At 72.2% G+C, this 13144-nt stretch carries 14 protein-coding genes and 1 pseudogene; 6 read left to right on the forward strand and 9 right to left on the reverse strand.

From position 1 onward, the window contains the following. The first annotated feature begins 26 nt into the window (after positions 1 to 26). The gene (locus HHX30_RS05310) at positions 27 to 824 is read left to right on the forward strand and encodes a tyrosine-protein phosphatase (protein WP_169980025.1); all 798 of its coding nucleotides are present in this window, start codon (positions 27 to 29) and stop codon (positions 822 to 824) included. Positions 825 to 942: 118 nt separating this feature from the next. Here the strand turns inward: HHX30_RS05310 and HHX30_RS05315 are convergent, their stop codons facing one another. Both HHX30_RS05315 and HHX30_RS05320 read right to left on the reverse strand, forming a co-directional pair. Continuing rightward, positions 943 to 2022, reverse strand: coding sequence for a Gfo/Idh/MocA family oxidoreductase (locus tag HHX30_RS05315; protein ID WP_169980027.1), 1080 nt, complete (start codon positions 2020 to 2022; stop codon positions 943 to 945). Between the two features lie 60 nt (positions 2023 to 2082). Beyond that, positions 2083 to 2988: a proteasome assembly chaperone family protein gene (locus HHX30_RS05320; RefSeq protein ID WP_169980029.1), complete on the reverse strand. Its 906-nt coding sequence runs from the start codon at positions 2986 to 2988 to the stop codon at positions 2083 to 2085. 117 nt (positions 2989 to 3105) lie between these two features. Between HHX30_RS05320 and HHX30_RS05325 the strand changes: the two genes are divergently transcribed. Together HHX30_RS05325 and HHX30_RS05330 are read left to right on the forward strand one after the other, a co-directional pair. Further along, the gene (locus HHX30_RS05325; RefSeq protein ID WP_169980031.1) at positions 3106 to 3498 is read left to right on the forward strand and encodes an ankyrin repeat domain-containing protein; all 393 of its coding nucleotides are present in this window, start codon (positions 3106 to 3108) and stop codon (positions 3496 to 3498) included. A gap of 85 nt (positions 3499 to 3583) precedes the next feature. Beyond that, entirely contained in the window at positions 3584 to 4549 is a 966-nt protein-coding gene (locus tag HHX30_RS05330; protein ID WP_169980033.1) for a 4-epi-cubebol synthase, read from the forward strand. A gap of 38 nt (positions 4550 to 4587) precedes the next feature. On the opposite strand, the gene HHX30_RS05335 is transcribed toward HHX30_RS05330, so the two are convergent. Beyond that, complete coding sequence (locus tag HHX30_RS05335; RefSeq protein ID WP_169980035.1) at positions 4588 to 6696, reverse strand: AAA family ATPase; 2109 nt, start codon at positions 6694 to 6696, stop codon at positions 4588 to 4590. 204 nt (positions 6697 to 6900) lie between these two features. Between HHX30_RS05335 and HHX30_RS05340 the strand changes: the two genes are divergently transcribed. Further along, positions 6901 to 7068, forward strand: a complete 168-nt coding sequence (locus HHX30_RS05340; RefSeq protein ID WP_169979848.1) for a hypothetical protein — start codon at positions 6901 to 6903, stop codon at positions 7066 to 7068. Here the strand turns inward: HHX30_RS05340 and HHX30_RS05345 are convergent. From HHX30_RS05345 to HHX30_RS05355, 3 genes are read right to left on the reverse strand one after another with little or no spacing between them, the layout of a single operon-like run. Next, positions 7065 to 7589 (reverse strand): ATP-binding protein, encoded by a 525-nt coding sequence (locus HHX30_RS05345; RefSeq protein ID WP_169980037.1) that lies wholly within the window; start codon positions 7587 to 7589, stop codon positions 7065 to 7067. The two genes, HHX30_RS05340 and HHX30_RS05345, sit on opposite strands and share 4 nt — an antisense overlap. A 10-nt stretch (positions 7590 to 7599) precedes the next feature. Next, positions 7600 to 7794: a DUF5999 family protein gene (locus tag HHX30_RS05350; RefSeq protein WP_169980039.1), complete on the reverse strand. Its 195-nt coding sequence runs from the start codon at positions 7792 to 7794 to the stop codon at positions 7600 to 7602. 18 nt (positions 7795 to 7812) lie between these two features. Continuing rightward, positions 7813 to 8832 (reverse strand): alpha/beta fold hydrolase, encoded by a 1020-nt coding sequence (locus HHX30_RS05355; protein WP_169980041.1) that lies wholly within the window; start codon positions 8830 to 8832, stop codon positions 7813 to 7815. Positions 8833 to 9018: 186 nt separating this feature from the next. Here HHX30_RS05355 and HHX30_RS05360 point away from each other — a divergent pair, with 186 nt between their 5' ends. Beyond that, positions 9019 to 9390: a response regulator transcription factor gene (locus tag HHX30_RS05360; RefSeq protein ID WP_211591622.1), complete on the forward strand. Its 372-nt coding sequence runs from the start codon at positions 9019 to 9021 to the stop codon at positions 9388 to 9390. Positions 9391 to 9473: 83 nt separating this feature from the next. Here HHX30_RS05360 and HHX30_RS05365 read toward each other — a convergent pair whose 3' ends face one another. Next, complete coding sequence (locus HHX30_RS05365) at positions 9474 to 10133, reverse strand: response regulator transcription factor (protein ID WP_169980045.1); 660 nt, start codon at positions 10131 to 10133, stop codon at positions 9474 to 9476. Positions 10134 to 10246: 113 nt separating this feature from the next. On the opposite strand from HHX30_RS05365, the gene HHX30_RS05370 reads away from it, so the two are divergent. Further along, positions 10247 to 12097: a DUF4118 domain-containing protein gene (locus HHX30_RS05370; protein ID WP_169980047.1), complete on the forward strand. Its 1851-nt coding sequence runs from the start codon at positions 10247 to 10249 to the stop codon at positions 12095 to 12097. Positions 12098 to 12105: 8 nt separating this feature from the next. Here the strand turns inward: HHX30_RS05370 and HHX30_RS43650 are convergent, their stop codons facing one another. After that, positions 12106 to 12537, reverse strand: coding sequence for a sensor histidine kinase (locus HHX30_RS43650; RefSeq protein WP_396703454.1), 432 nt, complete (start codon positions 12535 to 12537; stop codon positions 12106 to 12108). Positions 12538 to 12597: 60 nt separating this feature from the next. Next, positions 12598 to 12936 (reverse strand): annotated as a pseudogene (locus tag HHX30_RS43655) (histidine kinase dimerization/phospho-acceptor domain-containing protein); the annotation flags it as partial. Positions 12937 to 13144 lie beyond the last annotated feature (208 nt).

Here is a 13144-nt window from a genome sequence, read left to right on the forward strand (position 1 = left end):
ATAGAGGGACGGATAGGCTCGGCAGGATGAATGCATACGAGCGTTGGATTGTGCTGCGAGGCGCGGCTAACGTACGCGACCTCGGGGGTCTGCCGACCGCGGACGGCGGGACCACGGTGTCCGGCCGGATCCTGCGGGCCGACAACCTGCAGGGCCTGACCGAGGATGACGTCGCGCTGCTCGTGGGCGACCTCAAGCTGCGGCACGTGGTCGACCTGCGATCGGAGACCGAGGTACGCCTGGAGGGGCCCGGCCCGCTGACCCTGCTGCCGGAGGTCGGCATCCACCATCACAGCCTGTTCGCGAAGGGCGGGCGCCTCACCGACGTCGAGGCCGACACCGTCGACGACAGGGCGCTGCCGTGGCAGGGGGAGCGCGACGAGAAGGACCTGGCCGAGCTCCGCGTGACCGGCTACTACTACGGCTACCTGCGCGATCGGCCCGACTCCGTGGTGACCGCCCTGCGCGTGCTCGCCCGTGACGACGGCATGGCCGTGGTGCACTGTGCGGCGGGCAAGGACCGCACCGGCGTGGTCTGCGCCCTGGCGCTCGCCGTGGCGGGCGCCACCCGGGAGGCGATCATCGAGGACTACGTCGCCACCGGCGAACGTCTGGAGGGCATCCTCGCCCGGCTGCGCGCCAGCCACACCTACCGCGCGGACCTCGACGCGAAGCCGGCCGACAGCCACCTGCCGCGGCCGGAGTACATGGACCAGTTCCTGACGACGCTGGACGCCAGGTTCGGCGGCGCACTCGGCTGGCTGCGCACCCACGGCTGGACGGACACCGACACCGAGGCACTGCGCGGCCGCCTGCGCGACTGACAGCGATGACGTGGACGGGCCCGGGTCGGACGAGGGTCTCCCCGCCCGTCGACCGTGACGACCTGGCCGGTGACGTGGTTGTCGGCCGTGAGGAACAGGGCCCGCGGCGGCCCGGTGGCTACTCCTCCCGCTGAGGGAGGGGCACCACCTGGCCGCGGGCGGCCGACAGGACCGCGGCCTCGAGGACGGCGATGGTCTCGGCCGCGTCGTCCGGCTCGACCGGGGGCGCGGCGCCGTCCCGCAGGCAGGCCACGACGCCCTCGTAGAACCGCTGGTACGTCCCGGGTTCGGTGCGAACCGGGCGGGCGTCGCCCTCCACCCCGAGCGTGCCCCAGCGCTCGGAGGGCTCGGCGCCCCAGCCCGCCTCCTCGCCGGAACCCCCGCCCGGGCGCCCGCCCGCGCGCAGGCGCTCCTCCTGCGGGTCCAGTCCCCACTTGACGTACGACGCGCGGGAGCCGAGCACCCGGAACCTCGGGCCGAGGTTCGCGGCGACCGCGCTCATCCACAGGTGAGACCGGGTCCCGTTCCGGTGGGTCAGCGCGACGAACGCGTCGTCGTCGCCCCGCACCCCGGCCCGCCTGACGTCGGTCTCCGCGTACACGTGGGAGACCGGCCCGAACAGCCGCAGCGCCTGGTCCACCAGGTGGCTGCCGAGGTCGTAGAGGGTGCCGCCGATCTCCTCGGGGCCGCCCGACTCGCGCCAGCCGCCCTTGGGCGCCGGCCGCCACCGCTCGAACCGCGACTCGAACCGGTGGACCTCGCCCAGCTCGGGCAGCAGCCGGCGCAGCGTCAGGAAGTCGCCGTCCCAGCGCCTGTTCTGGAAGACCGTCAGCATCAGCCCGTGGTCGCGCGCGAGCCGTACGAGGTCGCGGGCCTCGGCGGCGGTGCCGGCCAGCGGCTTGTCGACGACCACGGGAAGACCGGCCTTCAGCGCCTCGGCCGCCAGCGGCACGTGGGTGCGGTTCGGCGTCGCGATCACCACGAGATCGCAGCGGTCCCACAGGGCCTGCGCGGCCGGGACGACGTCCGCGCCGGGATGGTCTGCGCGGACGCGCTCGGCTCTGGCCGGGTCGCGGGTGACGACGGCGGTCAGGCGCAGTCCCGGCGTGGCGGCGATCAACGGCGCGTGGAAGAAGGATCCGGCCGGACCGAAACCGGCCAGTCCGACACGGATTTCGGGGGCGTCGGAGAGCGACATGGAGGGAGGTGGTCCTTTTTATTCGGATGCTCAGGGGCGCCGTTCGCGGTTCACCGGCGCTCAGCCGTCGCGGTCGTCCCGCTCGGCGAGGAACGCCTCGAACTGGGCGGCGAGTTCGTCACCGGTGGGCATCTGCGTCTCCTCGGCCAGCAGGCTCTCCCGCTCGGCGCCCGACTGGAACGCGTCGTACTGCTGCTCCAGGCCGCGGATCGCGCCGGCCAGCTCCTCGGACGCCGCGATCTGCTCCTCGATCTCGGTGTTGGTCTTGTCGGCCGCGTCCCTGAGGGCGTCCATGGGGAACACCAGCCCGGTGCCCCGGGTGACGGCCTCCAGCGCCGTCACCGCGGCCTGCGGATACTCCGCCTGGGCGAGGTAGTGGGGCACGTGGATCGCGTAGCCGAGCGCGTCGTGGCCCTTGGCCCCGAGCCGGAACTCGATGAGCGCGGCGAGGCTCCCCGGCACGCGGACCTTGCCGAACGGGCTGGTCTGCCCGTGCACGAGGTCGGGACGCGTGGCGTGGGCCGTCAGGCCGAGCGGCCGGGTGTGCGGGACGCCCATCGGGATCCCGTGCACGGTCACGAGCCTGCCTGCGTTGAGCCGGGTCACCAGCATGCCGACGGCCTCGGTGAACAGCTCCCACTCCCGGTCCGGCTCCGGGCCGCTCATGATGAGGAACGGCGTGCCGGTGACGTCCTTGGTCAGGTAGACGGCGAGCTCAGGAGTGTCGTAGTCACTCCAGTGATCGGTGTCGAAGGTCATCGTCGGGCGGCGTGACCGGTAGTCGATCAGCCGGTCCACGTCGAAGGTCGCGATGACCCGGTGCTCCAGTTCGGCGAGGAGGTGCCCCAGGGCCAGCCGCCCGGCGGCGCCGGCGTCGACGAACCCCTCGAAGTGGTAGAGCAGCACCGGATCGGTCAGCTCGGGCAGGTCCCCGTCGAGCCGATAGAGATCCGTGGGGTCGGACACGTGTCCCAGCCTTTCTCACGAAGTCTTTACCTACTGAACCTACGGGATCCCCGGTCGATTCCGTGCTCGACACCGTGCTCGCTGCAGGGGCGGTAGCGGCGACCTTACCGTTGGACTATGGGGGACATGGAGCCGGACCCGGAGCTGGAGGAGTTCGCCACCAGGCTTTTCGACCTCGCGAGGTCGGGGCGGGCCGAGGCGCTGTGCGCCTACGTCGACGCGGGCGTGCCGGTGAACCTGCGCAACCAGAAGGGCGACACCCTGCTCATGCTGGCGGCCTACCACGGGCACGCGGCCACGGTCCGCGCCCTGGGCGAGCGGGGCGCGGACCCGGATCTCGCCAACGACCGCGGGCAGACCCCGCTCGCCGGGGCGGTGTTCAAGAAGGAGCCCGAGGTGGTGCGGGCGTTGCTGGAGCTGGGAGCCGACCGCTACGCCGGGACGCCGTCGGCCGTCGACGCCGCACGCATGTTCGGGGACGCGGAGATCGTCACGCTTCTGGAGGGCTGAACCGGCCGAGTCGACCCGGCTGACTGGTGTGTCCGTAATTAGGGGAGGTCTGGCGTCGTCCAACCGGTAGGACCATGCTTGTCGGATGGCTACTGCGAAAGCGGATTCCCTCAGCGGGCGCCCCCTCCGCCTTCCCTCCCTCACCTGCCCCTTCCCGAGTGCGGTGAACCCGCACGTCGACGAGGTGAACCGGGACACGCTGGCCTGGCTGGCCGCCTCCGGTATGATCGCCGACGACGACCAGCTCGAGCGTTTCCGGCTCGCCCACTACGGATGGCTCGGTGCCCGGACCTACCCGTACGCCTCCCGGGAGCTGTGCCAGCTCGTCACCGACTGGTGCGTGTGGCTGTTCGCGTTCGACGACGCCTACTGCGAGTCGGACCGGCGGGCGGCCGAGATCGCCCGGGCCCTGCCCCAGCTCTACGGCGTCGTCGAGGAGCACGCGGAACCGGTCGACAACGTCTTCGCCCGGGCGCTGCTCGACATCAGGACCAGGATCGCCGCCCACGCCACCGCCGACCAGCTCGACCGCTGGTGCGCGATGACGAAGGACTACCTGTTCGCGCAGGTGTGGGAGGCCGCCAACCGGGAGGACGACGTCGTCCCCACGATCGATGACTACATCTTCATGCGCCGCAGGACCGGCGCGATGCTGACCGTCTTCGCCCTGATCGACGTGGCCGCCGAGGTCCGCCTCACCGTCGACGAGTGGCGCGACCCGGTCGTGCACGAGATGACCGAGCACGCCAACGACGTCGTCGTCTGGGACAACGACCTCATCTCGTACGCCAAGGAGCGGGGTGAGGCGAACATCCGCAACAACCTCGTCAGCGTGCTCGTCGGGCACACCGGCTGCACGGTCCAGGAGGCGATGGACAGGATCGGCGCGATGCGCGACGAGGCGGTGGCCGCGATGGCGGCGCTCACCCCGGCCACCGAGGCGCTCGGCTCGCCTGCGGTCGACGCGTACGTGAACGGGCTGAAGTACTGGATCAGCGGCAGCGTGGACTACTCGCTGACCAGCTCACGGTACGTCGGCGCGTGGCAGTGATCTCTGCCGGGACCCCCGCCGGTTGATCCGGGGCCCGGTCAGTCCAGGTGGAAGTCGTCGAGATCGTCCAGCGCGTACTCGACGAGGTCGCCCAGGCTGTACCGGGCTCCGACGGTGTAGGCCTCCTCGTAGGCGGCGTCGCCGATCAGCTTCTTGCACTCCTTGACGCACTGCTCGTGCTCGGTGGTGAAGAACGGCGACCCGAACTGCGGCAGCCCGAAGGTCCGCCAGTTGGCCTGGGCCGCCCCGAGAAGGACCGCAGTCCGCTCCGGGTCGCCGGCCTCCAGGCTCAGCGTGGCGAGGTTGTCCACGCACAGGACGATGCCGAGCACGTCGTGGAAGTGCCGCTTGATGCGCAGCGACTCCTTGCACGCCACCAGCGCCTCGTCGCGCCGGCCGGTGGCCCGGTGCACCAGGGAGGAGACGTACCAGGCGTAGGAGCGCAGCCACAGCTCACCGCGTTCCTGGCAGACCTGCAGGCAGTCGACCAGCAGCGTCTCCGCCTCCGCGAACTCGCCCTGCGCGAGCAGCACCATGGACAGCTCGACGATCGCCGGCAGCAGGCCCGGGTTCAGCTCCCGTCCACCGCGGTGGAACTCGATCGCGACGCCGAGCAGCGCGGTGGCCTTCTTCGCGTCGCCCTGCAGCATGGCCGCGGTGCCCTGCATCTTGGTCGCGAGCAGCACCGCGCCCGAGTCGCCCACGCGTACCGCGTCGGTGCTGCACTGCTCGGCCGCGCCGAGCGCGCCCGCCATGTCGCCCTGGGCGCTGCGGATGTAGGCCAGCACCCACAGGGCCTTGCAGCGCTCCTTGCTCGGCGAGGGGCTGGCCTTGAGCGCGCGGTCCAGGTAGACCACGCCCTCGCGGGCGAAACCGCAGGCGACCCACAGGAACCACAGGGCCGACAGCAGCTCCAGGCCGACGCGCTCCTCGCCCGGGGTCGACAGGCAGAAGTCGAGCGCGACGCGGATGTTGTCGTGCTCCTGGCGCATCCGCGTGTACCAGTGGACCTGGCGCGGGCCCGACCACGAGTGCTCGCTGCGCTCGGCGAGCTGGAGGTAGTAGTCGCGGTGGCGGCGCCGCAGGTCCTGCGTCTCGCCGAGCTTGTCCAGCCACTCGCCGCCGTACTGCCGCAGCGTGTCGATCAGCCGGTAGCGCTGGCCCGCCGGGGTGGGGAAGCTCAGCAGGACCGACTTGTCGACCAGGCCGCCGATCACGTCGAGGATCCGCTCGGAGGGCAGGGCGTCGCCGCCGCAGACCTGCCGGGCCCCGTCCAGCTCGAAGTCGCCGGCGAACACCGACAGCCGCGCCCACAGCAGCCGCTCGGCCGGCTCGCACAGCTCGTGGCTCCAGCCGATCGCCGCGCGGAGCGTCTGGTGCCGCGGCAGCGCCGTACGGCTGGCCCCGGCGAGCAGGCTGAACCGGTCGGCGAGCAGGGCGAGGATCTGCTCGACCGACAGCGTGCGCAGGCGTACGGCGGCCAGCTCGATGGCCAGGGGGATCCCGTCGAGGCGGCGGCACAGCTCGGCGACGGCCGTGATGTTGTCCTCGTCCACCACGAAGTCGGGCACGACGGCGGAGGCCCGCGCGCCGAACAGCTCGACGGCCTCGTTGGTGAACGGGCTCTCCGAGGGGTTGTCGCCGGGCACCGACAGCGGTGGCACGGCGGCCGTGTACTCGCCCGGCGCGTTCAGCGACCGCCGGCTCGTCGCGAGGATGCGCAGGTGCGGCGCCGTGCCGAGCAGGTCCTGGGTGAGCCGGGCGCACGCGTCGACCAGGTGCTCGCAGGTGTCCAGGATGAGCAGGAGCTCCCGGTCGGCGAGCCACTCGGTGAGGGTGTCGGAGCCCTCACGCGGCGACTGGTCGGCGATGCCGAGCGCGGCCGTGATCGTGTGGTACACCATCGCCGGGTCCTGCAGCCGGGCCAGGTCGACGTACCAGACGCCGTCCCGGAACTGCCGCCGCACCTGGTGCGCGAGACGCAGCGCCGTGCGGGACTTGCCGACCCCGCCGATGCCCGTGACGGTGACCAGCCGGTGCTCCTGCAGTCTCTGTCTGAGTGACGCGAGCAATCGCGTCCGCCCGACGAAGCTGGTCAGCTCCACGGGCAGGTTGCCCTCTTGCCGCCATCCTGCTGGCGTTGCCATGCCGCCTCACGGGGGGTTCGTCCGGCGTGCTCCCTGCTCCCGCATCGTACCTTTGGGTGCGGTTGGCTGTCTGGTGGTACGAGCGTGACCTTTGCCCGGCGGCGAGACGGGCGAAATCTCCCCTCCGGGGAAGGAGCCCGGCGCGCCGCCCACGGTGGCCGCACCGGCTCCACGGCACGCGGCGATGCCAGTAGCATTGGGTGCGTGAGTGCGCAGCATCCGGATGACATGCGTCCGGTGGACCTCTTCGACGAGGGGCTGCCGGTGCTGCCTGACCAGACGAGCGACGACACCGATCTCGGGTGGGGCGAATGGCGCTCTGACTCCAACGTCTCCCGCCTGCTGGAGGAACGCCCCCCTCACTGGGACTAGTGCCTCTCCCGCCGGTCTTCGCCCCGTCGCGTCGCCCAGAGCGGCACCGCCAGCTCGAACCAGACGGCCTTTCCCCTGCGCGTCGGGCGCACGCCCCAGTCGCGGGACAGGGATTCGACGATCAGCAGGCCCCGGCCGCCCTCGTCGTCCGGTGACCTGTCGCGGGCCCGCAGCGGAACGCGGGCTTCGTCCTCGACCTCGCACCGCAGGACGCCGTCCCGCAGCAGGAGCGTGAGGATCGGCTCCCCCCGACCATGTCGCAGGACGTTGGCGACCAGCTCACTGACGAGCAGTTCGGCCACATCGGGCACCTCGCCGTCCGCGCTGCCCGCCCAATCGCGCAGCGCGGCGCGGACGAACCGGCGCGCCCGGCCCGTTGCGGACCCGTCGGTGGGGAGGACCCAGGAGGCCCGGCGGGCCTTCGGCATGCCGTCGTCCGTTACGTCGTCCGGCGCCGCCGGGAGCCGTTCCCCCGGGAAGGCGCCGTCCGGCCGCCGCGCCATGGGGACGAGCGTGCTCACGCCCATGAACTCACGCGGCCTGTGCACAGCAGGCCCGGTGTGGGAGCAGGCTCCGGCCGTCGGGCAGGAGTTCGCCGGTGTCCTCGAACACGACGACACCGTTGCAGAGCAGCCCCCACCCCTGCTCGGGGTGGAAGGCCACGAGACGGGCGGCGTCGTGGTCGGGGGCGTACGCGGGCGGGCACGGCGGGGTGTGTGGGCACATGCGTGTCACCTCGATCCCTCAGCAGACGGCGGACAGTTCGCGAAGAGCCGGTTCTGGCCGGGCGACCAGGCGGAGCAGGCGGCCGAGCGCGGCGTTGACGCTCAAAGGCCGTTCGAGCATCAGGTTGTGGCCGGTCTCCGGCAGCACCACGAGGCGGGCCGAAGGCAGGGCGCGCGCGATCGCCTCGCTGTGCCCGGCCGGAGTGACGAGGTCGTCGCCGCCGGCCAAGATCAGGGTGGGGATCTCCCGCAGCGCCGCGAGCGCGGCGAACCCGTCGTACGCCATCAGGGCCGGGTAGAAATCCCGGAACACCTGCGCGGGGGCGGAGCAGATGAGCCGGACGGCGGCCTCCCGCACGTCCGACGGCGCCTGGGAGGTGAAGGAGTAGCGCCGCACCAGCAGGTGCACGATCTCGTCCACGGCGTGGCGCCCGGGGCGAGGCGGGTCGTCGCCGAGCAGCCTGAGCAGCGCCGGCACCAGCGGACGCAGCAGCCGCGCGCCGTACGCCGGGAGGCCCAGGGTGACGCCGTCCAGCCCGCCGGCCGAGGTCGCCAGCAGCGCGACGCCCGTGATCCGCCGGCCGAACAGCTCCGGGTGCGCCTGTGCCAACGCCATGATCGTCATGCCGCCCATCGAGTGTCCCACCAGGACCACCGGCCCCGCCGGGACGACCTCGTCGAGGATCCGATGGAGATCGCGGCCGAGCTGCGCGATTGTGGCCGACCCCGCGACGCCCCGGCCCGACCGGTTGTGGCCACGCTGGTCGTACGTCACCACACGGGCTTTGCCGGCGAAGGCCGTCCGCTGGTTCTCCCAGCAGTCCAGGCACGAGGACAGGCCGTGGCAGAAGACGATCGTCGTCTCGGCGCCGGCGGGGCCGTCCACCATGACGTACAGCTCCACCCCGTCGTCGGCCACGACGATCCGGGACGTGCCGCCGGCCCGCTCCGGGCCCGCGCCGGCCCTGCCCGGCATCGGCGCGGCCGAGCCCCGGCCGGTGGCCTCGCCGGCCCACGCCTCGTGGCTGTCGGTCAGCATCGCCGCCTCCTTCCAGCCTCGGGTGATCTCACCCACCGCGCGGTCGCTCGCTGACACTTCCCACGATGGCCTCTGGGGGCCACGCCGTCTGCGCTGGCAGCACCCATCTCAAGGGCGTGGGCACGGCACCCCGGCATGCCAGCTAGCTGCAATGACACGGACGTGCTCCGATGTCACTGTGAATACGTGCCCCTGCGGTGTCTCATCGTGGACGACAGCGACCACTTCAAGGAGGCCGCCCGCCTGTTGCTGGAGGCGGACGGCGTCGCTGTCGTCGGTTTCGCGTCCACGATCGCCGAGGCGCTCGGCCGGTTCGGCGAGCTCCGGCCTGACGTCGTGCTGGTCGACATCGACCTGGGCGAGGAGAACGGATTCGACCTGGCCCGGCGTCTGCACGAAGCGGGCGGCGGGGAGCCGCCGCCGGTGATCCTGATCTCGACGTACGACGAGCAGGATTTCGCCGAGCTGATCGCGACCAGCCCGGCCGTCGCCTTCCTGTCGAAGCCGTTCCTGTCGGGACGGGCCATCGGCGAGATCCTGCGGGGCGCGGAGGCCTGAGCCGGCCCGGTGAATCGGGCCGGGCCGGCGACATCGGGCCGGTCTCAGGGGGCGTCATCAGGGGGCGCCATCAGCGGGCGTCATCAGAGGGCGTCGAGGAACGCGAGCACCGCGAGCACGCGGCGGTGGTCGTCCTCCGTCTCCGGCAGCCGCAGCCTCGACATGATGCTGCGCACGTGCTTTTCGACCGTGCCCTCGGTGATCCAGAGTTTGTGCGCGATCCCCGCGTTCGAGCGGCCCTCCGCCATGAGGGAGAGCACCTCACGCTCACGCTGGGTCAGCTCCTCCAGCGGATCACGCCGGCGGCGCGCGTTGAACAGCTCGGCCACGAGGCTGGGGTCGACGACCGAGCCGCCGTGGACGATGCGCTGGAGCGTCTCGACGAAGTCGGACAGCGCGGTCACCCGGCTCTTGAGCAGGTAGCCGACCCGGTGCCCGGTGGCGAGCAGCTCCATCGCCTGCTCGACCTCGACGTGCGCCGACAGCAGGAGGATGCCCACCTCGGGAAACTCCGCCCGGATGACCTTGGCCGCCTCGACGCCTTCCGTGGCGTGCGCCGGAGGCATCCGGATGTCGACGATGGCCAGGTCCGGACGGCGTTCCCGCACGAGGGCGAGCAGCTCGGCCGCGTTTCCCGCCTGGCCGGCGACCTCGAACCCCGATCGCTCCAGCAAGCTGGCCAGCCCCTCGCGCAGCAGGACGTCGTCGTCCGCGAGCACCACTCGCGTCGGAGTCTCGTCCACCGCTCTGCCGCCTTCTTCGCATGCCGGGGCTGTCGGTCAGGCACGGCGAGCGACGGCGTTGACCTGGGCTTTCGTCCGTACCCCTATCCGCCGAGCGGGAGTAGTGTGGCCTTGTGCGCGCGCGGTTGCTGTCGTTGCTGCTACGCGCGAGCCGCCCGCCCCTCCTGTGGGGCATCCTGACGGGCGCCGCATGCGTGGCAGCCGAGACGTTCATGTCCCTTGCGCTGGCGCAGGTGGCGCCCACCGGCGCCCTGGACGTAGTTTACCTGGTCGGCGTTCTCGTGGTCGCGTACCTGTGGGGCCTGCCGCTCGGCCTACTGACCGCGCTGGCGAGCGGCTTCGTCTATGACTTCTTCCTGGTGGAGCCCGTCAACCGGATCACTGTCTTCAGCTCCTGGACGTGGATGCCGCTGCTGATCTTCCTGGTCGTCGGGGTGCTGGTCAGCGTCGCCGCCGTGCTGATGCGAGCGCTGCTCATCGAGGCGGAGGAACGCCGCCGCGAAGCCGATCTCGACGCCAGGACGGCCCGGCTCCTCCTGCGGGCCGAACATCTGGGCTCGGCGCTGCCGATCGTGGCCCGGCGCCTGGCGCAGGGACTCGGTCTGCCGTTCCTGGCCATCGAACTCGGGCCGGTCGGCGACGACCCGCGCCACACCGCGCTGCCGCTGACCGAGGACGGTGCCGGGATCGGCACGCTCGTCGCGCCCGCAGACCTGCCGACGGCCACGATGCGACGCCTGCGGGAGCGGGTGGTGCCCTCGCTGGAAGCGGTGCTGGTGGCGGCGCGCGACCGCGAGGCCATCAGCACCGCCCTGGCGGTGAGCCGGGACGAGCTCGCCAGGATCGCCGAGGAGCAGGCCGCCCTGCGAAGGGTCGCCACCCTGGTCGCGCGGGGGGTCTCGCCGACGGAGATCTTCGGCGCCGTCGCACGTGAGATGGGCCTGATCGTTAAGGCGGACCTCACCGCGATCGAACGCTACGAGCCCGACCGGACGGTCGTCCTGGTGAGCTCCTGGAGCGCGTCGGACCGCGGCTCCCCGCCGCCGGTGGGCACGCGCCGCCCGCTCAGGGACAGTGGCCTGTCCGCCCTCGTCCTGCGGACGGGACGGCCCGGCAGGATGACGGTGGAGGAGGGAGCAGCCGGAGAACCGGACGGGTGGGCCGAGGACAAGGAGATCACCTCCGCGGTCGCCAGCCCCATCGTCGTCGAGGCGCGCCTGTGGGGCGTGATGATCGCCTTCTTCCGCGCTCGGGAGCCGCAGCCGGAAGGGGTCGAGGAGCGCATGCGGGACTTCACCGAACTCGTCGCCACCGCGATCTCCAACGCCCAGGCCCGCGACGAGCTCGCCGCCTCGCGCGCCCGCGTCGTCGCGGCCTCGGACGAGACCCGGCACCGGATCGAACGCGATCTGCACGACGGGGCCCAGCAGCGCCTCGTCTCCCTGGGGCTGCAGTTGCGCATGGCGGAGACCGTCGTGCCGCCGGATCTGCCGAAGCTCAAGGAACAGCTGTCCCACACGGCGGAGGGCCTGACGCTGGTGCTGGAGGACCTGCGAGAGCTGTCGCGCGGCATCCACCCGGCGATCCTGTCCAAAGGAGGCCTCGGACCGGCTCTGAAGATGCTCGCGCGCCGTTCGGCCGTCCCCGTCGAGCTGAACGTACGGGTCGACGGACGCCTGCCGGAGCGGGTCGAGGTGGCGGTCTACTACATCGTCTCCGAGTGCCTGACGAACGTGGCCAAGCACGCGCGGGCCTCGCTGGTGTGCGTCGAGGTCGAGGCGGCGGGCGACGCGGCGAGGGTCGGGATCCGCGACAACGGGAAAGGAGGCGCCGACCCGGGCAGGGGTTCCGGGCTGATCGGCCTCATCGACCGGGTGCAGGCGCTCGGCGGTGCGATCGAGGTCACCAGCCCGATCGGCCACGGCACCACGCTGACAGCCGTGATCCCGGTCGGCGACGGCTGACGGAGCGGTCACGCCCCCCGGCCGGGCGGAGGACCGGCGAGCGGCAGGCGGACGACGAAGCGGGCGCCGCCCTCCGCCGCGTCCTCCACGCCGATGGTCCCGCCGTGCGCCCGCACGATCTCCCGCGCGATGGTCAGGCCCAGGCCCGAGCCGCCCCGGCCGCGGCCACGGGACTCCTCCAGCCGGGTGAACGGCTCGAACACCCTCTCCCGGTCGGCCTCGGCGACGCCGCCTCCGTCGTCGGAGACGGCGAGCTCCGCGTGGGCGTCCTCCTGGCGCACCTCCACCAGCACCCTGCTCCTGGCATGGCGTTGCGCGTTGTCCAGGAGGTTGCCCAGCAGGCGGTGGATCTCGTGCTCGACGGCGTGGACCGCCACGCCGGGGATGAGCCGGAGCACCACCGGTGACCGGTGCGCCCGGCAGGAGACCTCCGTCCGCACCAGCTCGGCCAGGTCGGCCGCTCTTCTCCCGAGGGGCGGCTTCGCCCCCGCCTTCAGGAGCAGCAGCAGGTCGGATACGACCGCCTGCAGACGGTCCACGTCTCTCAGCGAGCAATCGACGAGCTCGGTGACGTCGGTCTCGGCGGGGTGCAGCCGGGCCTCCTCCAACTGCGCCCGCAGCCCGGCGAGCGGGGTGAGCAACTCGTGCGAGGCGCCGGCCAGGAACCGGCGCCGCTGCTCGGCCCTGCGATCCAAGCACCTTCCGCCGTCCGCGAGCCCCGCCGGCATTCTCTCTGCGGCGTGTACCGGCAGAGCGGCCTCGTCCTCGCCGGGAAAGGCGGGGCCGCGGGTGCTCGGATCGCGGGTGGTGGCGGGGTCGTGGTGGCACATGACGCTCATCGGGACGCTGCCGTCGGTGTCGCGGCCCCCGCAGGCCCGCCCCGGCCGTGAGGCGGCGTGCGGCGCCCGCGAGGTGGCGCGAGGGCCTTCGGAGAAGGCGCCCGGCCAGGCCAGGGAGCGGTCGGGTCCGGGAGTATCCTCGGCACCTGGTCACCTCCGGCTGCGGTCGTGGTGCTGTCGCGTTCTCGAACGTCCGGCGGGGCCGTAC

Source organism: Microbispora sp. H10836, assembly GCF_012999525.1.
GTDB lineage: Bacteria > Actinomycetota > Actinomycetes > Streptosporangiales > Streptosporangiaceae > Microbispora.

Excerpts from the sequence above, each read along its gene's own strand:
- HHX30_RS05310 (WP_169980025.1), top strand. The coding sequence starts at position 27 with ATGAATGCATACGAGCGTTGGATTGTGCTGCGAGGCGCGGCTAACGTA.
- HHX30_RS05315 (WP_169980027.1), bottom strand. The coding sequence starts at position 2,022 with ATGTCGCTCTCCGACGCCCCCGAAATCCGTGTCGGACTGGCCGGTTTC.
- HHX30_RS05325 (WP_169980031.1), top strand. The coding sequence starts at position 3,106 with ATGGGGGACATGGAGCCGGACCCGGAGCTGGAGGAGTTCGCCACCAGG.
- HHX30_RS05330 (WP_169980033.1), top strand. The coding sequence starts at position 3,584 with ATGGCTACTGCGAAAGCGGATTCCCTCAGCGGGCGCCCCCTCCGCCTT.
- HHX30_RS05335 (WP_169980035.1), bottom strand. The coding sequence starts at position 6,696 with ATGGCAACGCCAGCAGGATGGCGGCAAGAGGGCAACCTGCCCGTGGAG.
- HHX30_RS05350 (WP_169980039.1), bottom strand. The coding sequence starts at position 7,794 with ATGTGCCCACACACCCCGCCGTGCCCGCCCGCGTACGCCCCCGACCAC.
- HHX30_RS05355 (WP_169980041.1), bottom strand. The coding sequence starts at position 8,832 with ATGCTGACCGACAGCCACGAGGCGTGGGCCGGCGAGGCCACCGGCCGG.